Annotated in this window: 20 protein-coding genes; 13 read left to right on the top strand and 7 right to left on the bottom strand. The window is 58.1% G+C overall.

Annotated features, from left to right (window positions below; translation table 11 throughout):
- Nucleotides 1-35 precede the first annotated feature (35 nt).
- The 8 genes from GOX45_RS02935 to GOX45_RS02900 all read left to right on the top strand — a co-directional run bounded on the left by GOX45_RS02935 (nt 36) and on the right by GOX45_RS02900 (nt 5,773).
- On the top strand, nt 36-542 hold the full coding sequence (locus GOX45_RS02935) for a DUF2975 domain-containing protein (RefSeq protein ID WP_171097801.1): 507 nt from the start codon (nt 36-38) through the stop codon (nt 540-542).
- Nucleotides 542-784, top strand: a complete 243-nt coding sequence (locus GOX45_RS02930) for a helix-turn-helix transcriptional regulator (RefSeq protein ID WP_171097799.1) — start codon at nt 542-544, stop codon at nt 782-784. The genes GOX45_RS02935 and GOX45_RS02930 overlap by 1 nt, the downstream gene beginning before the upstream one ends.
- Nucleotides 785-796: 12 nt before the next feature.
- Nucleotides 797-904 carry an isopropylmalate isomerase gene (locus GOX45_RS02925; protein WP_171097797.1) on the top strand — a complete coding sequence of 36 codons (108 nt, stop codon included), beginning with the start codon at nt 797-799 and terminating at the stop codon, nt 902-904.
- Between the two features lie 46 nt (nt 905-950).
- The gene (leuC, locus tag GOX45_RS02920; protein ID WP_171097796.1) at nt 951-2,354 is read left to right on the top strand and encodes a 3-isopropylmalate dehydratase large subunit; all 1,404 of its coding nucleotides are present in this window, start codon (nt 951-953) and stop codon (nt 2,352-2,354) included.
- Between the two features lie 36 nt (nt 2,355-2,390).
- Nucleotides 2,391-2,945 carry an HdeD family acid-resistance protein gene (locus GOX45_RS02915; RefSeq protein WP_171097794.1) on the top strand — a complete coding sequence of 185 codons (555 nt, stop codon included), beginning with the start codon at nt 2,391-2,393 and terminating at the stop codon, nt 2,943-2,945.
- Nucleotides 2,946-2,987: 42 nt separating this feature from the next.
- Nucleotides 2,988-3,593, top strand: a complete 606-nt coding sequence (leuD, locus tag GOX45_RS02910) for a 3-isopropylmalate dehydratase small subunit (protein WP_171097792.1) — start codon at nt 2,988-2,990, stop codon at nt 3,591-3,593.
- A gap of 342 nt (nt 3,594-3,935) precedes the next feature.
- Entirely contained in the window at nt 3,936-4,751 is an 816-nt protein-coding gene (locus GOX45_RS02905) for a hypothetical protein (RefSeq protein ID WP_254445910.1), read from the top strand.
- Entirely contained in the window at nt 4,748-5,773 is a 1,026-nt protein-coding gene (locus GOX45_RS02900; RefSeq protein ID WP_171097787.1) for an endonuclease/exonuclease/phosphatase family protein, read from the top strand. Before GOX45_RS02905 ends, GOX45_RS02900 begins: the two co-directional genes overlap by 4 nt.
- Before the next feature lie 76 nt (nt 5,774-5,849).
- On the opposite strand, the gene katG is transcribed toward GOX45_RS02900, so the two are convergent.
- Entirely contained in the window at nt 5,850-8,030 is a 2,181-nt protein-coding gene (katG, locus tag GOX45_RS02895; RefSeq protein ID WP_171097785.1) for a catalase/peroxidase HPI, read from the bottom strand.
- A 104-nt stretch (nt 8,031-8,134) separates the two neighbouring features.
- Between katG and GOX45_RS02890 the strand changes: the two genes are divergently transcribed.
- A complete protein-coding gene (locus GOX45_RS02890; protein WP_171097782.1) occupies nt 8,135-9,070 on the top strand; it encodes a hydrogen peroxide-inducible genes activator in 936 nt (311 codons plus the stop codon).
- A 74-nt stretch (nt 9,071-9,144) separates the two neighbouring features.
- Here the strand turns inward: GOX45_RS02890 and GOX45_RS02885 are convergent, their stop codons facing one another.
- The gene (locus GOX45_RS02885) at nt 9,145-9,672 is read right to left on the bottom strand and encodes a redoxin domain-containing protein (RefSeq protein WP_171097781.1); all 528 of its coding nucleotides are present in this window, start codon (nt 9,670-9,672) and stop codon (nt 9,145-9,147) included.
- A 90-nt stretch (nt 9,673-9,762) separates the two neighbouring features.
- Between GOX45_RS02885 and leuB the strand changes: the two genes are divergently transcribed.
- Complete coding sequence (gene leuB / locus GOX45_RS02880) at nt 9,763-10,866, top strand: 3-isopropylmalate dehydrogenase (protein WP_171097780.1); 1,104 nt, start codon at nt 9,763-9,765, stop codon at nt 10,864-10,866.
- Between the two features lie 83 nt (nt 10,867-10,949).
- Here leuB and GOX45_RS02875 read toward each other — a convergent pair whose 3' ends face one another.
- On the bottom strand, nt 10,950-13,133 hold the full coding sequence (locus GOX45_RS02875; protein ID WP_171097778.1) for a transglycosylase domain-containing protein: 2,184 nt from the start codon (nt 13,131-13,133) through the stop codon (nt 10,950-10,952).
- 259 nt (nt 13,134-13,392) lie between these two features.
- Between GOX45_RS02875 and GOX45_RS02870 the strand changes: the two genes are divergently transcribed.
- The 3 genes from GOX45_RS02870 (at nt 13,393) to GOX45_RS02860 (ending at nt 15,903) form a co-directional block, all read left to right on the top strand.
- Nucleotides 13,393-13,731: a P-II family nitrogen regulator gene (locus GOX45_RS02870; protein ID WP_039525370.1), complete on the top strand. Its 339-nt coding sequence runs from the start codon at nt 13,393-13,395 to the stop codon at nt 13,729-13,731.
- 34 nt (nt 13,732-13,765) lie between these two features.
- Nucleotides 13,766-15,076 carry an ammonium transporter gene (locus tag GOX45_RS02865; protein ID WP_171097776.1) on the top strand — a complete coding sequence of 437 codons (1,311 nt, stop codon included), beginning with the start codon at nt 13,766-13,768 and terminating at the stop codon, nt 15,074-15,076.
- 137 nt (nt 15,077-15,213) lie between these two features.
- On the top strand, nt 15,214-15,903 hold the full coding sequence (locus tag GOX45_RS02860) for an aspartate/glutamate racemase family protein (RefSeq protein WP_171097774.1): 690 nt from the start codon (nt 15,214-15,216) through the stop codon (nt 15,901-15,903).
- 78 nt (nt 15,904-15,981) lie between these two features.
- Here the strand turns inward: GOX45_RS02860 and GOX45_RS02855 are convergent, their stop codons facing one another.
- The 4 genes from GOX45_RS02855 to GOX45_RS02840 all read right to left on the bottom strand — a co-directional run bounded on the left by GOX45_RS02855 (nt 15,982) and on the right by GOX45_RS02840 (nt 18,929).
- Nucleotides 15,982-17,166 carry an amino acid aminotransferase gene (locus GOX45_RS02855; protein WP_171097772.1) on the bottom strand — a complete coding sequence of 395 codons (1,185 nt, stop codon included), beginning with the start codon at nt 17,164-17,166 and terminating at the stop codon, nt 15,982-15,984.
- A complete protein-coding gene (gene sseA, locus GOX45_RS02850; protein ID WP_171097770.1) occupies nt 17,166-18,020 on the bottom strand; it encodes a 3-mercaptopyruvate sulfurtransferase in 855 nt (284 codons plus the stop codon). The genes GOX45_RS02855 and sseA overlap by 1 nt, the downstream gene beginning before the upstream one ends.
- A 71-nt stretch (nt 18,021-18,091) precedes the next feature.
- On the bottom strand, nt 18,092-18,364 hold the full coding sequence (locus GOX45_RS02845; RefSeq protein ID WP_171097768.1) for a hypothetical protein: 273 nt from the start codon (nt 18,362-18,364) through the stop codon (nt 18,092-18,094).
- Complete coding sequence (locus GOX45_RS02840; protein WP_171098144.1) at nt 18,348-18,929, bottom strand: helix-turn-helix domain-containing protein; 582 nt, start codon at nt 18,927-18,929, stop codon at nt 18,348-18,350. The genes GOX45_RS02845 and GOX45_RS02840 overlap by 17 nt, the downstream gene beginning before the upstream one ends.
- Nucleotides 18,930-18,963 lie beyond the last annotated feature (34 nt).

Raw genomic sequence — 18,963 nt, 5'->3', positions numbered from 1 at the left:
TATACAATAATTATTAATTGCAGAAAGGCAATGATATGAAGCAACGCATTATTCAAATGTCGAAACGGCTCTATTGGTTCACCACCGGTGCCGTGGTTATCATTCCAACGCTCGTAGTTTATGCAATACTCAGCGGCGAAGTCCCTGCGTTTGCGATATCTTCATCCAACATGCCGCTCAGCGGTACGATTGCACTCACTCTTATCGCGATGCTTGGTCTGGCCCTGCTGATTTGGGTGCTTTGGATCCTGCGCACGATCCTAAAAGATTGCGCGGGTGGTGCTGTGCTTGTTCCCGAAACAGCAAAGAACATTCAGCGGCTGGGCAAAGTCGTTCTTGCGCTTGCTGCCTTTCAAACCCTAGACGATACGCTGATCGGCCTTGCCGAAAATATTGGAAAAGCCCAGGGCGAACGCAGCCTCGTTATCAGTATTGGCTCATCAGACTTGCTTATGCTGCTTTGCGCAGGGTTGGTTTATCTGATTGGTTGGATCTTTGCTGAAGCCGTGTTGATAGATCGCGAGAACCGGGAATTCGTATGATGCAGATCGTAGTTCGGTTGGATGTCATGATGGCTAGACGCAAAATCAAAGGCAAAGACCTGGCGCATTCGATCGGCATCACCGAGCAAAATTTGAGCTTGCTGAAGTCAGGAAAAGTCAAAGGTGTTCGATTCGAAACTCTCGCCAAGCTGTGCGAAGCCTTGGACTGCCAACCTTCCGACTTGCTCGAGGCCGTCCCAGACGACCCACCCATTTCCCTTGAACCAAGCACCAACGGATAGTATCTGGGGGCCATGAGACTCTCAGTGGCCCAGATTCAGAACCTTGAAGATCGCGCGCGCTTGCGTGAACGGTTCTATGGGGCTGCCCGCACTGTTCTGGCCCGCCTATCCGCGGCCTAAGCCACCTCGCCAGCCAATTCTCATTCCAAAAAACGGGAGAGGACACATGTCCCCCAAAACACTCTATGACAAGATCTGGGATGCCCATGTCGCCCACGAGGCCGAAGATGGCACCAGCCTGCTGTATATCGACCGCCATCTGGTACATGAAGTGACCAGCCCGCAGGCCTTTGAAGGGCTGCGCATGGCGGGTCGCAAAGTGCGCGCACCTGAAAAAACCATCGCTGTACCGGATCACAACGTGCCCACTACGGCTGACCGCGTGAACGGCATCGAAAACCCGGAATCGCGCATCCAGGTCGAAGCGCTGGACAAAAACGCCAAGGATTTCGGCATTCACTATTACCCGGTGCATGACGTGCGCCAGGGCATCGTGCATATCGTCGGTCCGGAACAGGGCTGGACCCTGCCTGGCATGACTGTGGTTTGCGGCGACAGCCACACAGCCACCCATGGCGCGTTTGGCGCGCTTGCCCACGGCATCGGGACATCAGAGGTCGAGCATGTGCTGGCCACGCAGACTCTGATCCAGAAGAAATCAAAGAACATGAAGGTCGAGATCACCGGCAAGCTGCAGCCCGGTGTGACCGCCAAAGACATCACCTTGGCCGTGATTGGTGAAACCGGCACCGCTGGTGGCACCGGTTATGTCATCGAGTACTGCGGCGAGGCAATCCGCAACCTGTCGATGGAAGGCCGCATGACCGTGTGCAACATGGCCATCGAAGGCGGTGCACGTGCGGGCCTGATTGCCCCGGATGAGACCACGTTCGAATATGTCAAAGGCCGCCCGCACGCTCCGAAAGGTGCACAATGGGAAGCGGCGATGGAATGGTGGAAGACGCTCTATACTGACGAAGGAGCGCATTTCGACAAGGTTGTCACCATCCGAGGCGAAGATATCGCCCCTGTCGTGACCTGGGGCACCAGCCCCGAGGATGTTCTGCCGATCACCGCAACCGTGCCACATCCGGAAGATTTCGAAGGCGGTAAGGTCGACGCGGCCCGTCGGTCTATTGAGTATATGGGGCTTGAGGCCGGCCAAAAGCTGAGCGACGTCGAGATCGACACCGTCTTTATCGGGTCCTGCACCAATGGGCGCATCGAAGATCTGCGTGCCGCGGCCCAGATCTTGAAGGGCAAAAAGATCAAGGACGGCATGCGCGCGATGGTCGTTCCCGGCTCGGGCCTTGTGCGGCTTCAGGCCGAAGAGGAAGGCCTGGCCGATATCTTCAAAGAAGCCGGTTTCGAATGGCGTCTGGCGGGCTGCTCGATGTGTCTGGCGATGAACCCCGACCAGTTGCAGCCGGGTGAGCGCTGTGCCGCGACTTCGAACCGCAACTTTGAAGGTCGTCAGGGCCGCGGCGGGCGCACCCATCTGCTCAGCCCGGCGATGGCTGCCGCAGCGGCAATCACAGGACGGCTGACAGACGTGCGTGAATTGATGTAAGGTCCGCTCATATCTAGATATTTGAGGGATTGAATCATGAGTGACTGGATCAAATGGCTTCTGCTGGGGCTTCTATCCATAGCGTTCGGCATATTTGTGCTGGGCGCACCGGTGGTTGCATCCGTTGCCCTAACAGTGGTGACCGGTGTGTTGCTGCTCATTGCGGGCGGGTTGCAGATTGTTGGTGGCTTCACTGTTGAAGGCGCCGGTAACAAGATCCTGTCACTCATCATGGGTGCGGTCATGCTGTTCCTGGGCTGGTCCTTCCTGGATCACCCGTTGCAAGGCACGCTGACCTTGGCGACCGTGATGCTGATCCTGTTCATGGCAGGCGGCATTGCGCGGGTCATTCTGTCGTTCCAGATGAAAGGAACACAGTTTTTCTGGCCCACGATGATCTCGGGCATCTTGTCGATCATCCTCGCCGGTATCATCTGGACCTATGTGGGCAAAGAGCCGGCTGCTCTGCTGAGCATTCTGGGGATTTTCCTGGGCATCGAGATGCTGTTCAACGGGTTTGGATTGGTCTTCATGGCGTTCTTCGTCAAGAACGCACCCAAGGACGAAACAACCGAAGCGAAAGAAGCTTAAACGTGGGACTTGGGCGCGGCCCTCTCTCGCAGGAGTGTAGACATGGAAAAGTTTGAAAAAGTCCACGGGGTGGCCGCCCCAATGCCATTGATCAATATCGACACCGATATGATCATCCCCAAAGTACACCTGAAAACAATCAAACGGTCCGGCCTGGGCGTCGTGCTGTTTGACGAGATGCGCTATCACGATCATGGCGGAGAAAACGAAGAGTTCGTTCTGAACAAGCCAGCATATCGCAATACCGAGATCCTGGTCGCTGGCGACAATTTCGGCTGCGGTTCGTCGCGTGAACACGCGCCTTGGGCAATCAAGGATTTTGGCATCAAGGTTGTGATCTCGACCAGCTTTGCCGACATCTTCTTCAACAACTGCTTCAAGAACGGCATCCTGCCCATCGTCGTTGAAGAAGAGCATCACGCTGTTCTCATGGAAGACGCACACAAGGGTGAAAACGCCCGCATGACCGTGCATCTCGAAGATCAGACGATTACCACCTCGGATGGCGTGGAAATCGCGTTCGACATCGACCCGCACCGCAAGCATTGCCTGCTGAACGGTTTGGACGATATCGGGCTGACGATGGAAAAGGATCATCACATCGACAAGTTCGAGGAACACGCGAGTCAGGCACGGCCCTGGGTCTAGGCTCAGAGTGATTCTGTGCGAATCAACTTAAAGGGGTGTCGCAGCACCCCTTATTAAATTTATAGGTGCATCAAGCTCAGCAACCACAACATGTAGCGTGTGGATTAAGATACACGTCGAATTTGCGTCGGAAATGATGCAAAGCCGCACCAGTTTCGCCATCTTTTTGCCCTAAACGACATGTTTTCTGCAGCTTGGCTTGAGCAGTCAGTTCAATGCCGCCACTGTTGATCCGAATGAGGCATCGGTCAAAGAAGAGCGGCTGGCACAAGTTGGAATTAGGTCGGCGTAGAATCGACTAATCCGGTTTGAAAAAGGGTACGGATAGTGATTGCACGCACGATGGGAGCGGCAATTCGGGGATTATTGGTGGCGCTCATGGTGCTCACCCCTGCATTGTATCTTCCGGTTTCGACGCTGAACGGCACCGAGATCGTCGTTTTCTTGGCGATTCTGGCCTTTATTCTGACCTTCTCCGAGTACAACTCGGCGTTCCCAAGCTTTATTGAATTCCGTGACGCGCCGCCGGTGAACCGCCTGCGCTTTGTTGGGCTCACCTCGATGGTGACGTTCCTGACGCTGATCTGCAAGGACATGTACAGCCCGACCGAATTGACAAATCTGTTTTACGCGATGGGGCTCGCGGTCGCCAACGTGGCTGATTTCCCCTATTCGCCGGTGCGTTTGGTTGTTCTGGTGCTGCCCAGCGACGCGAGTGTCGCGCTTATCGAACTTGTCCGGATCTGTGCCAGTATCGCCTATGTCGCAGCACTGGTCACAATCGCCAGCTTCTTCTACGCGGTGAAAATGCGCGGCTGGCCGACCGGAAACGGTGCGTTCAATGTCTGGACCAACCTGCCGCTGTTTGATCCCACCAAAGGCGTTGATGTGGTCACACGTTTGCAGCGCGACGGACGTCTGAACATCTCAATCGGTATTTTGCTGCCCTTCCTGATCCCTGCGATGATCAAGCTGCTTTCGTCTTTCGTCATGCCGATCAGCCTGGCCAATCCCCAGACGCTGATCTGGACGCTAAGCGCCTGGGCCTTTCTTCCTGCCAGTATGATCATGCGGGGCATGGCCACACTGCGCATCGCCGCTCTGATCGTCGACAAGCGGCGCGCCTACACCACATCCGAGACCACTCAAACCGCATGATCCGCAGCCTTGCCCTGCTGCTTTTGCCATTTGCGGCACAGGCAGAGGCGATCCGGGTTGCCAGTTTCAACACCGAGCTCAGCCGGGAAGGGCCGGGCCTGTTGCTGAGAGACATCCAGCGGCAGGATCCCCAGGTTGCGGCTATTGTCGCTGTTCTTGTGGAAACAAAACCCGACATCGTCGCACTGCAGGGCATCGACTGGGATCTGGACGGGCTGGCAGTACAAGCCCTGATTGATACGCTCGGCTCAGATGGCCTGTCCTATCCGCATTGGTTCAGTGCGCAGCCCAATTCCGGGATGGCGACCGATCTGGACATGGATGGCGACGGGCGTATGCAGCAGCCCGGGGATGCACAAGGATGGGGGCGGTTTACCGGAAACGGAGGGCTGGCCGTCCTGTCGCGCCACCCGATCCAAACCGAAGAGATCCGCGATTTCTCGGACCTGTTGTGGAAGGATCTTCCCCGCGCGGCCCTGCCAACGCAAGATGGAATGCCCTTTCCTTCGGCCCAAGCACAGGAAATACAACGCCTGTCTTCTTCCGCCCATTGGATCGTACCGATCGACACGCCATTGGGGCGGATCAATCTTTTGACCTACCATGCCACACCGCCGGTTTTTGACGGCCCCGAAGATCGCAACGGGCTGCGCAATCGTGACGAAACCCGGCTGTGGTCGGTGCTGTTGGACGGAGAATTCGGGGAGCCGCCCGCAGCTCCGTTTGTGATCGCGGGTGATGCCAATCTGGACCCGAACGCAGGCGACGGGCTCAGGCAGGCCATGCGCGATCTGTTGGACCACCCAGATCTGCAAGACCCTCTGCCCAGAACACCTGAAGGCGACACCGCCACTGTCGAGTGGAAAGCGGTCGGAGAGATGCGTGTGGATTATGTGCTGCCATCCACCGACTGGACCGTTCTGGATGCGGGTGTTCACTGGCCCGCACCAGACACTGCCCCCGGTGACGCGGCAAGGGCAGCCAGCCGCCATCGGCTTGTTTGGGTTGATCTGACCAAATAGCGCTTTTGAGCCTCAAGGCACAAATAAGCCGGGCAAGGATACCCTTGCCCGGCCATATCATTGCGTTCGAACCGGCTTAGGCCAGCAAATCGAACCGGTCGTTCATCATGACCTTGTCCCAGGCGGCCACAAAGTCACGCACGAACTTCTCGGCGTTGTCGTCCTGAGCATAGACCTCGGCATAGGCTCGCAGGATCGAGTTCGAGCCGAACACCAGATCCGCGCTGGTTGCGGTGAACTTGACCTCACCCGAAGCGCGGTCTTTCAACTCATAGGTGCCATCGTCAGCAGGCGCCCAGGCCAGATCCATATCGGTCAGGTTGACGAAGAAGTCTGTCGTCAACTGGCCCACACGATCCGTAAAGACACCGTGCTGCGAACCGCCATGGTTTGCACCCAGAACCCGCAAACCGCCGACCAGTACGGTCATTTCGGATGCGGTCAGACCCAGCAACTGCGCGCGGTCCAGCATCATCGCTTCGGGCGATACAGCGTAGGGCTTGAGCTGCCAGTTGCGGAACCCGTCTGCGAGCGGCTCCAGCACCGAGAAGCTGTCCGCATCGGTTTGCTCATCGGTCGCGTCACCACGACCCGGTGCAAACGGAACCTCAACGTCGAACCCGGCTGCCTTGATCGACTGTTCAAGACCGACATTACCAGCCAGAACGATCACATCAGCAATCGATGCGCCGCTTTCGGCAGCAATCGGCTCCAGGACACCCAGAACCTTGGCCAGACGCTCGGGCTCGTTCCCGGCCCAGTCCTTCTGCGGCGCCAGGCGGATGCGGGCACCATTGGCCCCTCCGCGATTGTCCGAGCCACGGAAAGTCCGCGCGCTGTCCCAGGCGGTGGTGATCATCTCGACCGCGCTCAACCCGCTTGCGGCGATTTTGGCTTTGACCGCATCCACGTCATAATCGGTTGCACCAGCCGGGATCGGATCCTGCCAGATCAGATCTTCTGCCGGAACGTCCGGGCCGAAATAGTTCGCCCGAGGGCCCATGTCGCGGTGGGTCAGCTTGAACCAGGCGCGGGCAAAGGTATCGGCGAAATAGTCGGGATCAGCGATGAACTTTTGGCAGATCTCATTGTAGATCGGGTCAACCTTCATCGCCATATCGGCATCGGTCATCACAGGCATGCGGCGTACCGACGGATCGGTGGGATCAACCGGCTTTTCGTCTTCTGGCATATCAATCGGCTGCCACTGATGTGCGCCCGCCGGGGACTTGCCCAGCTCCCACTCATAGCCAAACAGATAGTCGAAATAGCCCATATCCCATTTCAGCGGCTCTTTGGTCCAAGCGCCTTCGATACCCGAGGTGAAAGCGTTGGTCGCTTTACCATGCTGGTCGGGGTTGGACCAACCCAGGCCCTGCCCTGTAACTGGGCAGCCCTCGGGCTCGGCGCCGATATTGTCGCCGGCCATCGCACCGTGCGCTTTACCGACAGTGTGACCGCCGCAGGTCAAGGCTGCGGTCTCTTCGTCATTCATCGCCATCCGACCAAAAGTCTCGCGGATGTGCAAAGCGGTTTTTGCGGGGTCCGGGTTGCCGTTGACACCTTCCGGGTTCACATAGATCAGGCCCATATGGACCGCGCCCAGCGGGTTTTCCAGCGTTTCGGGCGTTTCCAGATCGCCATAACGGTTCTCGGACGGCGCCAGCCACTGGCTTTCCGATCCCCAATAGACGTCTTTCTCAGGACCCCAGATATCTTCGCGACCGAAACCAAACCCAAATGTCTTCAAGCCCATCGACTCGTAAGCCATCGTGCCCGACAGCAAGATCAGGTCAGCCCACGACAGTGCGTTTCCGTATTTCTTTTTGACCGGCCACAACAGGCGGCGGGCTTTGTCCAGGCTGGCGTTGTCCGGCCATGAGTTCAAAGGCGCGAAGCGGATGTTGCCCTTACCACCGCCACCACGGCCGTCACCCAACCGGTAAGACCCGGCAGAGTGCCAGGCCAAACGAACCATCAGACCACCATAGTGACCCCAGTCCGCAGGCCACCAATCTTTGCTTTCGGTCAGAACCTTTTCGACGTCAGCGCGAACCGCAGCGAAATCCAGGCCTTTGACGGCATCGCGGTGATTGTAATCCGCATCCATTGGATTGGTGCGCGTGTCATGCTGCGCCAGAATGTCGAGGTTCAAAGCATCCGGCCACCATTTGGTAACGGAATTGTCCATACCGGTGTTTCCACCATGCATGACCGGGCAACCACCTGTTTTGTGGTTTGTCGGATTTCCATCCATCTGAATTCTCCTGAGTCGTGTCTGAGGGGTTTATGGGCAGAACTTAGAACGTTTCTATTATAAATTCCAATTGGAACTTCTAATAGTTTTGATAATCTCTAGCTATGAAAAGCCTGACCCTGAAACACCTTCGATATTTCACCGCATTGGCCTCTCATGGGCATTTCGGGCGCGCGGCTGATGCCTGTTCAATCTCGCAACCCGCACTGTCCGTTCAGATCAAAGAAATGGAGGCAATCATGGGCCGCCCCCTGGTCGAACGTGCTGCGCGCGAGATCCGCCTGACCGCGTTTGGTGAGGATATATTGGAACGGGCGCAGGATATTTTGGAACGCGTGGACGACCTGGGAAACCTGTCGCGCAGGGCAGCTGCGCCCTTTTCTGGGCGCTTGCGGATCGGGATGATCCCGACCATCGCGCCCTATTTGCTACCGACAGTCATTCAGGCACTGGCGGCCCGGTTCCCGAATCTGACACTGGAACCCAAAGAGACGGTAACCGAGACACTGCTTAGCGAAATGACCGCGTCGAAACTGGACCTGGCCATCGTCGCGCTTCCGATCTCGGAACCCGCGTTGCAGGAATTTGCGCTGTTTGAAGAAGAGTTTCTGTTGGTCCGCTCCGCCAGGGATGCTGGCAACCCGATCCCCAGCCCGTCGCAACTGTCTGCCATGGATCTGCTGCTGCTAGAGGAAGGGCACTGTTTCCGCGATCAAGCTTTGTCGTTTTGCGACCCGGCAAATGCCCGACCCAAGCAGATCATGGAGGGCAGTTCGCTTTCGACACTGGTGCAAATGGTGGGCGCCGGGATCGGCATCACTTTGATCCCCGAAATGGCGCTGTCGCTGGAAATCCGCTCGGCCGAGGTGTCCGTGGCCCGGTTTCCTTCTCCAGCACCGTCGCGCAGTGTGGGACTAATCTGGCGCAAAAGCAGCCCGCTCAGCGCTGAGATCCTGCAGATCGGGGCGGTCATCCGCAAAACAGCCGAGGCACATCTTGCCTTGCATGCCGATCAAAACGGCTGGGCGCGGAGCCTGTAACAGAGTCGGGCCATGCCAAACCAAAGCGGCGATGCGCATGACGCTCTGTTCAGCGCATCGCCGGGAATTTGGCGTTACAACGCGCCGGTATAGGTGCCGCGCGGCGGGTAATTGTTGTTCTGTGTGAATTTCAGACCACCAATAATATCTGACATCGCAGGACGCCCGAACGGGGTGGTTTGCTGCCAAGCGTAATAAAGCGTCCGGTCCGGAGCCACGTAGAAATGCCCGGGTTCGGCGAAGAAGTCCGGCTCGGCGCTGCCGTCGCGCGCGGTTGAGATCTGCAAGCCCCAGGCGTCGCGTGCTTCAGACATTGGCAGACCATGCCCAACCCGCAGACGCGAGACCCCTGCTTTCTCCACTGCCTCTGCGGTTCGCTCGGCAGTATCTGTGGTGATCATGATCACTTCGATCCCAAGTTCGGCGAACTCATCCAGCACCCCTTCGACTTCGGCCATTTGCTTTAGACAAATGGGGCAATGCAACCCGCGGTATTGAATCACCAACGTTCCATTTTCGCCCTTGTCGGCATCCAGATTGAAGCTGCCATGAGCGACAGTATCGATTTTCAACGCGGGAACCGGATTTCCAGGTGTCAGCATGTGTTTTCCTTATGGATTGAAGGGCCATCTCATTGACCCGATGCGCCGCAAACGCTAGGGCCTGTGCAACGAAACGCAAGGAGATCCTTCATGTCCAACCCTTCGCTCCTTATCCTGCCCGGAGACGGAATTGGCCCGGAAGTTATGGCCGAAGTGCGCAGAATCATCGATTGGTTCGGTGCGAACCGGGACCTTCACTTTGACGTGAGCGAGGATCTGGTAGGCGGTGCGGCTTACGACGCCCATGGCAAACCGCTTTCGGATGAAACCATGGCCAAAGCGCAAGCGGCAGATGCCGTTCTGCTGGGCGCTGTTGGCGGCCCGAAATACGACGATCTGGATTTCAGCCTGAAACCCGAACGCGGGCTGCTGCGATTGCGCAAGGAAATGGATCTGTATTCCAACCTGCGCCCGGCACAATGCTTCGACGCACTGGCCGATTTTTCGTCGCTGAAAAAGGATATCGTGGCCGGCCTCGACATCATGATCGTGCGCGAACTGACCTCGGGCGTCTACTTCGGCGAGCCGCGCGGCATTCACCAAGAAGGCAACGAGCGCGTGGGGATCAACACCCAACGCTATACCGAATCCGAGATCGAACGCGCTGCGCGCTCAGCATTTGAACTGGCGATGCGCCGGAACAAAAAGCTGTGCTCGATGGAGAAAGCCAACGTCATGGAATCGGGCATCCTCTGGCGCGAGGTCGTGGATCGTGTGGCCAAGGACTATCCCGAGGTTGAAGTGACGCATATGTATGCCGACAACGGCGCGATGCAGCTGGTGCGGGCTCCGAAACAGTTTGACGTCATCGTGACCGACAACCTGTTCGGCGATATCCTGTCCGACTGTGCCGCGATGCTGACCGGGTCGCTGGGTATGCTGCCTTCGGCCAGCCTGGGTGCACCGATGGAGAATGGTCGCCCCAAGGCCATGTATGAACCCGTCCACGGCTCGGCCCCTGACATCGCGGGTCAGGGCAAGGCCAACCCGATTGCGTGTATCCTCAGCTTCGCCATGGCGCTGCGCTACAGCTTTGACCAAGGCGCCGAAGCTGACCGCCTGGAAGCCGCGATTGAAAAGGTTCTGGCTGACGGCGTTCGCACCGGAGATCTGCTGGCAGACGAAGGTGTCACACCCGTCTCGACAACAGAAATGGGCGACGCGATCCTGAAAGCGCTGGACGAAAGCCTCTGAACGTAAAAGGACCCCACCGATCGGCAGATTGGTGGGGTCTTTGCTTCTAATGATCGTTTGTCGAAAACCGACATCGGACCCAATCAGTTCCCAAAAATACTGTTCAACAGGTTGTTGATGTCCTGCGCGAAACCGCCTTGCTGGCGACGCTGTTGTCGTTGCGGCTGAGCCGTTTGAACCGGAGGTTCGGGTGCTGACATGGGCAAGGGAGTAGGTGTCATCCCATCGGTGATACGCAACATAGTTTCGCGCCAGATCTCGGCGGGCAGACCGCCGCCTGTGACGCCTGACAGCGGCGTGTTGTCGTCATAACCCATCCAGACACCGGCCACGTAGTCCGCGGTAAACCCGATGAACCAGGCATCCCGTGCGGCCTGCGTGGTGCCGGTTTTGCCCGCAACCTGCCAACCCGGCAATTTGGCGCGACCGCCGGTGCCTTCCGACACCACGCGCTCCATCATCCAGGTGAGTTCGCGGGCGGCTTTGTCGTTGATCACCCGCTCACCGATCCCGGTTGTGGTCACCATGACGGGGGTTTCGTCCCCGAGCAGCTTCAACTCAGTCAGTCCATAAGGTTCAACCGCAGACCCGCCGTTCAAGATACCGGCATAGGCGCCCGTCATCTCGATCAGCGTGCTTTCCGACGCACCCAGCGCCAACGCTGGTCCCTGGGCCAGATCGCTGGCGATGCCAAATCCACTGGCCACGGTGCGCACATTCTCAAGCCCCGAAATCTCGGCCACTTTTACCGCTGGAATGTTCAAAGAGTTCATCAGCGCATCCGCCAGCGTCACGCGGCCGTAGAACTTGTTGGTATAGTTCTTGGGGCACCACTGGCCCGAGCCGGGGATGTCGACGCAATAGGGCTCGTCCATCACGGTATCCAGAGGCGAATAGCCCAGTTCAAGAGCCGTGGCATAAACAAACGGTTTGAACGAAGACCCGGTCTGGCGCAGCGCCTGGGTGGCACGGTTGAATGCGCCGGAAACGCGGGTCTTGCGCCCGCCGACCATTGCCCGAACCGCACCATCGGCAGACATCACCACGATCGCGGCCTGCGCTTTGGAGCCCTCGCGCACCTTTTCCTCAAAGATGTATTTCAACGCGTCTTCTGCCGAACTTTGCAAGCGTTGGTCCAGCGTTGTGCGGATCACCACATCTTCGGTGGTGTTGCGCGTGAAGAACTCGGGCCCGCTGGCCATAACCCAATCGGCGAAATACCCGCCCGCCCGCGCCGCCGCGGCCTCGGACAGTTGCGCCGGACGGCTGCGCGCCTCGCTGGCCTGCGCTGCGGACAGATAACCCTGTTCCTCCATCAGCCCAACTACCAGCCGCGCCCGATCCTGCGAGCGTTGCAGATTGTTCGTTGGCGCAAACCGCGTCGGTGCCACCAGCAACCCGGCCAACATGGCCGCCTCGGCAGGGGCAACTTCGGCGGCGGATTTGCCGAAATACCTTTGGCTCGCAGCTTCGAACCCACGCGCGCCCGAGCCCAGATAGGCCCGGTTCAGATAAATCGTCAGAATCTCGTCCTTGGAGTACTTGACCTCCATCGCTATCGCATAGATCGCCTCTTTCGCCTTGCGCCACAAAGACCCCTGTCGGCAATCGGCCTCATACGCAGCCTCGGATTCCCATTGGTCCGGCTCATAAACCACTCCAAGGCACAGCAGCTTGGCGGTTTGTTGCGAAATCGTCGATCCACCATGGCCCGAAAGCGGCCCGCGTCCTTCTCGCAGGTTGATGCGCACCGCGCTTGCCACACCGCGGGGGCTTACCCCGAAATGACGATAAAAGCGTTTATCCTCAGTTGCGACGACCGCGTGTTTCAGATGGGGTGAGACCGTGTCAGCGGTGATAACCCCACCAAACTGGTCCCCGCGCCAGGCGAAGACCTTGCCGTCCCGGTCCAATAGCGTCACCGAGCCTTTCGCGCGGCCATCCATCAGCGCGTCGACTTCGGGCAAAGAGGAATAGACGACACCAACAGCCAGGGCCAGCAGCAAGGCCGATACCGCTCCAACGCGCCAGGTTAGACCCCAGATCACCCGCCAAATCCAGCGGAACAGGCGACGGAAAAAGCCACCGCCGCCTCCACGTTTGCGGGTGGATCGCTTGCGCCTGCTACGCCGCGTTATCGTTTTTCGCGCTGTCGCCTTCTTGCCCGCCGGTTTTGCAACGCGCTTTTTCGCCGAAGGCTTTCGCCCCTTCGACGGATAGCGCTTGTCCGCAACCAGCGGCGACTTTCGGCGCTTGGACTCAGCCATGCTTTAACTCTGCCCGTTTTTTCTTTTGCCACACCATAGCCTGCCCTCAATGTCATGTAGAGGTGTGAAATTCGGAAATCTCCACTCTTCAATTTGACTAATATTTAATCAAACACCCCGATTTGTGCAAAAAATGTGCAACTTCTTAGGATTTTCCCAGAGGTTTCAGGCCCGGAATCGTTCCCATGGTCCTTTCGTTACGGTCTTTTTCTGCAGGTGCAAATAGGCCGGTCTAACCGGGGAAGCAGAGGGGACGAACGTGAAACTCATCATTGCGACAATCAAGCCGTTCAAGCTCGAGGAGGTGCGCGAAGCACTGACCGAAGCGGGCGTGCGCGGCATGATGGTGACCGAGATTAAGGGCTTTGGCTCGCAATCCGGTCACACCGAAATCTATCGCGGCGCTGAATACGCTGTGAATTTCGTGCCGAAGATCAAACTCGAAATCGTGGTACCCGCGACCATGGCCGACCAGATCGTCGAGACCATCACCAACACCGCCAAGACCGGCAAGATCGGCGACGGCAAGATTTTTGTCCTCGATGTCGAGCAGGCGCTGCGCGTGCGGACCGGGGAAACCAACGAGGAAGCGCTGTAAAGCGCCCCGAACTCACATCATTCGAGGATTGACAATGAACCTGATGAAATCACTCATCCCTGCCGCTGCGATCGTTGCGCTGCCGCAGATGGGTCTGGCGCAAGAGGCTACCGAGGGCGAGGCCGCGCTGCATACCCAATATATCTTTACCACCCTGCTGTTCCTGATGGCGGGTTTCCTGGTCTTCTTCATGGCGGCAGGCTTTGCCATGCTGGAAGGTGGCTTGGTGCGTTCCAAGAACGTGGCCATGCAGATGACCAAGAACATCGCGCTGTTTTCCATTGCCGCCATCATGTACTGGCTGGTCGGCTTCAACACGATGTATCCGGGCGACTTCAACGGGTTCTTTGCCCTTGGCGGTCCAACCGTGCTTGATCCAGTTGGTGTTGACCCTGCCGAGGCTGCTCTGGACTACGCTTCGATCGGCTCGGACTTTTTCTTCCAGCTGGTCTTTGTCGCTGCAACCGCGTCGATCGTATCGGGTGCCGTGGCCGAGCGTATCAAGCTGTGGCCCTTCCTGATCTTCGTCGTTGTGCTGACAGGCATCATGTACCCGATCTCGGGCTCCTGGCAGTGGGGCGGTGGCTGGCTGTCCGAAGCTGGCTTCTCGGATTTCGCCGGTTCGACCATCGTGCACTCGGTCGGCGGCTGGGCGGCTCTGGCGGGCTGTCTGATCCTTGGCCCGCGCATCGGCAAGTACAAAGACGGCAAAGTACACCCGATGCCCGGTTCGAACCTGGCACTGGCCACACTGGGTACATTCATCTTGTGGCTGGGTTGGTTCGGCTTCAACGGCGGCTCGCAGCTGGCGATGGGCACAGTGGGTGACGTATCCGACGTGTCGCGCATCTTTGCCAACACCAACATGGCTGCCGCATCCGGTGCTGTTGCAGCCCTGCTGATGACCCAGATCATGTACAAAAAGCCTGACCTCACCATGGTGCTGAACGGAGCACTGGCTGGCCTGGTTTCGATCACAGCTGAACCGCTTGCCCCGACCCTGTTCGGTGCACTGTGGATCGGTGCTGTGGGCGGTATCATCGTGGTCCTCGCGGTCCCGATGCTGGACAAGTTCAAGATCGACGACGTTGTGGGCGCGATCCCGGTTCACCTGTGTGCCGGTATCTGGGGCACCATCGCCGTGATCTTCTATGGCGAAGCCAGCCTGGTTACGCAGCTGACCGGTATCGTTGCATACGGTGTCTTCACCTTTGTCGGTGCACTGATCCTGTGGACCATCCTGAAGGCGACAATGGGCATCCGCGTCAGCGAAGAGGACGAGATCAACGGTCTGGATATGGCAGAGCTGGGTATGGAAGCCTACCCCGAGTTCTCCAAAGGCTAAGAGCTGATCCATCAAGATCCGAAAGCCGGGCGTTCGCGCCCGGCTTTTTTGTGTTTGATACAATACTGCTGCTTGACCGGATCAGCAGTCCGCGACATCTCAGAAGTACCGCGATTGTGCGGGTTCGGGAGGTCTGGGTGAAAACAATCGGTATTCTCGGCGGCATGTCCGCTGCCTCGACACAAATCTACTATCGCGTGCTCTGCGATCTAACCCGGCAGCGTCTTGGTGGTCTGCATTCCCCTCAGCTTTTGATCCGGTCACTGGATTTCGCTGAAATTGCGGTTCTGCAAAGCAAGGGCGACTGGAACAGCGCCGGTAGCATTCTGAACCGCGAAGCCCTGGCACTGGAAGGGGGTGGTGCAGATCTTCTGGTGCTTGCAACCAACACGATGCACAAGCTGGCCGATCAGATGATGGACAGCGTTTCAATTCCCTTTGTGCATATTGCCGACGCCACAGCGGACGCCATCCAATCCGCGGGCCTGACGTCTCCTGGCCTGATGGCAACGGCCTTCACAATGCAACAGAGTTTTTACACCGATCGTCTGCATGCGGCCGGGTTGACGCCAGTTTTGCCCACCGAAGCCGATCAAATCACCACGCACCGCATCATTTACGAAGAGCTGTGCAAAGACATTGTTACAGAGGACAGCAAAACAGCCTATGTCGAGATTGCGCGACGTCTGTCTGACGCCGGAGCAGACAGCCTGATCCTTGGCTGTACCGAAGTTGGAATGCTGCTGAACCCCGAAAACGTTTCCTACCCGGTTTTCGACACCACGCGCATTCACTGCGCAAAGGCCTTGGAAATGGCCTTGGCCTAGGATCAGGTCTTCATCTTATCGCGACAAAAAAAAAGGCTGCGGGTTTCGCGCAGCCTTTTTGTGTTTCTCGCCAGTGCCTCAGACGCCGACGTCGACAATCGCCTGCGCCAGTATCGGCACGGTGGTGGCGTTCAGCCCCGCGATGTTCAACCGGCTGTCGCCGACCATGTAGATACCATGTTCGTTACGCAGCTGCTCAACCAGTTCCGGGGCTGCACCGAGGCGTGAGAACATGCCGCGATGTTGGGCGACAAAACCAAACCGGTCGGACCCGCTGAGATGTTGCAGCTCATCGGCCAGTTGCTGACGCAGCCCCAGCATGGAAAGACGCACCTCTTCCAGCTCAGTAGCCCAGTCGGCGCGCAAGGCATCATCGTTCAGGATCGTGGTCACAACCCGTGCGCCGTGATCGGGCGGGAAGGAATAATTCTGGCGGTTGAGAAACGCCAGCGTGCCTTGATTCAGCGCTGTTTCTTCGGCTTTGTCGCTGATGGCCATCAACAGACCCGTGCGCTCACAGTAGACGCCAAAGTTCTTCGAACAGGACGCCGCGATCAGGCAGCGGCTGACGGATGAGGCCACCAGACGGGTTGCTTGCGCGTCTTCCTCCAGCCCGTCGCCAAAGCCTTGATAGGCGATGTCGATCATCGCCACGAGGCCTTGCGCGTTGATGATGTTCACAACTTCTTGCCACTGCACCATGTTCAGGTTGGCACCCGTAGGGTTGTGGCAGCATCCATGAAGCAGGACCACGTCGCCGGGCTTGGCCGTCTTCAGATCGGCAATCATACCGTCGAAATCAACGCCGCGGGTTTCGCTGTCGAAATAGCGGTACTGAACCGTCTCGATACCCAGATAGTTCAGGATCGAAAGGTGGTTGGGCCATGTCGGGTTCGAGACAAAGACGCGCGCAGACGGGTTGGCCATCCGGATCATCTCGAACGCCTGACGACAGGCGCCGGTGCCGCCGGGGGTGGCCACAGCGGCGATATTGGCGCGCGGAACCGCGCTGCCCAGGATCAGGCCGATCATTGCGTCTGCAAAAGCCGGATCACCGGCCAGACCGGTATAGGCTTTGCTGTCCTGCTCTTCCCAAATATGTTTCTCGGCGGCTTTGACCGCGCGCATCACCGGGGTCACGCCCTCGGCGTTTTTGTAGACACCAACACCCAGATCAATCTTCTGGTCTCGCGGGTCTTCGCGATACATCTGCATCAAAGCCAGGATCTTGTCGGCGGGCTGCGGTTTGAGGTTCTCGAACATCAGGTCTCTCCGGTTGCGACGGGCAGGGTCGGGAAGGCACCCCATTCCGCCCAGGAGCCGTCATAAAGCGAATGGTCTTTCTTGCCCATGCGTTCCAGCGCAAGGCTGAGGATCGCGGCGGTCACGCCCGACCCGCAAGAGGTGATGGCGGGTTTTGACAGATCAACGCCAGCAGCCTCAAAAACGGCGCGGCACGCGTCGGGCGACTTCATCGTCGCGTCCTTATTCAGCAAATCGGTAAAGGGTACGTTGCGTGACCCGGGAATATGGCCCGAACGCAACCCTTCGCGCGGCTCGGGCGTGGTACCGGCAAAACGCGCGGCGGCGCGCGCATCGATGATCTCGTGATCCGCCAGTTTGGACGCAGCCGAGACCTGAGTGACATCGCGCACCAGATGGTTTTGAACCCGCACCGTCATGTGGCGGTCGCGGATAACGGGCGGCAGATCTTCGATCTCACGCCCCTCAGCTTGCCATTTGGGCAGCCCGCCATCAAGAACAGCAATGTTCTCCTGCCCCATCAGGCGGAACAACCACCAAACCCGCGCAGCTGACATCAGCCCAGCCCCGTCATAGACCACCACCTGATGCCCGTCGCCCACACCCATCGCGCGCAGCCGCGACATGAACTTTTCCACCGGTGGCGCCATATGCGGCAGGTCCGAACGGTGGTCGGATATATCGTCGATATCAAAAAACCGCGCACCCGGGATATGGCCCGCATCATATTCGGCTTTGGCGTCACGGTTCTGCGACGGCAGGTACCACGACCCATCCAAAATCCGCAGATCCGGGTCTTTCATATGAGCGGCCAGCCAATCCGTGGATACAAGGGTTTTGGGATCATCCTGCATCTTAGCATCTCCTAAGCGAGCTTGAATTTTCCCTATACCCGGCAGCATGGCGGTTCAAGGCTGGATAGCGCCTATTCTGCCGACCGGCGCAACCTGATATGCTGCACGATCCCGACAATGCTGATCAAAATCCAGAACCCTTCGATCAGCATCGAGGCCAGATTGAAGTTGTAGACCAGCGAATAGACGATCATCACCGAGCCCAGCAGATTCACCACCGGAAAGGCCAGATCGTCGGAGTTCATCATCCGCATCTGCGTCGCGAAATAGGCTGCAACCACAATCAGCGCCCCGAAAGAGCCGATGGCGTCCACGATAGTCAGGCTGTCAAGCAGTGCGGTCATGGGATACCCGTTCAGAAACCTCAGGGTTTTGAGCATAGTGATGCATGTTGAGGAACGCAGCCCCGTCTGATCCGGCGCGGTAGCCATGCGGTTGATCTGCGGCAAAGCGCAGGCCCTGGCCGGTTTGCAAGGGCAGCCAGTCGCCATTGCGCAGGATTTCCAGGTGACCGCTCAGCACAAAGACCTCTTCGGTCACCCCTGCTGCATGAGGCGGCGACTCGTGGCTTTGGTTCGGAGCAAGCTGGACGTGAAAGGTTTCGGCGCCAAGTGCGGGATCAAAAGGAAAGACGATCTTGACCTCGATACTGCCGGGGAAGGTCACTGTCTGGAACACGCCCGAATTGGCCGGATCACGCAGCGCCGATGGCCCGATCAAAGCGCTCAGCGGCAGTTGAAACCCTTTGGCAATCTTCCAAAGCGTCGCAATCGTCGGGCTGGATTCACCGCGTTCGATCTGGCCTAGCATCGCTTTGCTGACACCCGTCATCTCGGCCACTTTCGACAAGCTCAGACCCGACGCGGCGCGCACTTCCCGAAGTTTCAGCGTAATCTCGTCTGGTGCCATATCCCGGCCTTCCGAATCCTCTTGTGCGTTATAG

It is taken from the genome of Ruegeria sp. HKCCD7255 (genome assembly GCF_013031565.1).
Classification (GTDB): domain Bacteria; phylum Pseudomonadota; class Alphaproteobacteria; order Rhodobacterales; family Rhodobacteraceae; genus Ruegeria.
Note: the sequence above shows the minus strand (reverse complement) of the source record. Positions and strands in the feature narration are given on the sequence as shown.

Coding starts and splice junctions, on each gene's coding strand:
- GOX45_RS02935 (WP_171097801.1), top strand. CDS start 36: ATGAAGCAACGCATTATTCAAATGTCGAAACGGCTCTATTGGTTCACC.
- GOX45_RS02930 (WP_171097799.1), top strand. CDS start 542: ATGCAGATCGTAGTTCGGTTGGATGTCATGATGGCTAGACGCAAAATC.
- GOX45_RS02925 (WP_171097797.1), top strand. CDS start 797: ATGAGACTCTCAGTGGCCCAGATTCAGAACCTTGAAGATCGCGCGCGC.
- leuC (WP_171097796.1), top strand. CDS start 951: ATGTCCCCCAAAACACTCTATGACAAGATCTGGGATGCCCATGTCGCC.
- GOX45_RS02915 (WP_171097794.1), top strand. CDS start 2,391: ATGAGTGACTGGATCAAATGGCTTCTGCTGGGGCTTCTATCCATAGCG.
- leuD (WP_171097792.1), top strand. CDS start 2,988: ATGGAAAAGTTTGAAAAAGTCCACGGGGTGGCCGCCCCAATGCCATTG.
- GOX45_RS02905 (WP_254445910.1), top strand. CDS start 3,936: ATGGGAGCGGCAATTCGGGGATTATTGGTGGCGCTCATGGTGCTCACC.
- GOX45_RS02900 (WP_171097787.1), top strand. CDS start 4,748: ATGATCCGCAGCCTTGCCCTGCTGCTTTTGCCATTTGCGGCACAGGCA.
- katG (WP_171097785.1), bottom strand. CDS start 8,030: ATGGATGGAAATCCGACAAACCACAAAACAGGTGGTTGCCCGGTCATG.
- GOX45_RS02890 (WP_171097782.1), top strand. CDS start 8,135: ATGAAAAGCCTGACCCTGAAACACCTTCGATATTTCACCGCATTGGCC.
- GOX45_RS02885 (WP_171097781.1), bottom strand. CDS start 9,672: ATGCTGACACCTGGAAATCCGGTTCCCGCGTTGAAAATCGATACTGTC.
- leuB (WP_171097780.1), top strand. CDS start 9,763: ATGTCCAACCCTTCGCTCCTTATCCTGCCCGGAGACGGAATTGGCCCG.
- GOX45_RS02875 (WP_171097778.1), bottom strand. CDS start 13,133: ATGGCTGAGTCCAAGCGCCGAAAGTCGCCGCTGGTTGCGGACAAGCGC.
- GOX45_RS02865 (WP_171097776.1), top strand. CDS start 13,766: ATGAACCTGATGAAATCACTCATCCCTGCCGCTGCGATCGTTGCGCTG.
- GOX45_RS02855 (WP_171097772.1), bottom strand. CDS start 17,166: ATGTTCGAGAACCTCAAACCGCAGCCCGCCGACAAGATCCTGGCTTTG.
- sseA (WP_171097770.1), bottom strand. CDS start 18,020: ATGCAGGATGATCCCAAAACCCTTGTATCCACGGATTGGCTGGCCGCT.
- GOX45_RS02845 (WP_171097768.1), bottom strand. CDS start 18,364: ATGACCGCACTGCTTGACAGCCTGACTATCGTGGACGCCATCGGCTCT.
- GOX45_RS02840 (WP_171098144.1), bottom strand. CDS start 18,929: ATGGCACCAGACGAGATTACGCTGAAACTTCGGGAAGTGCGCGCCGCG.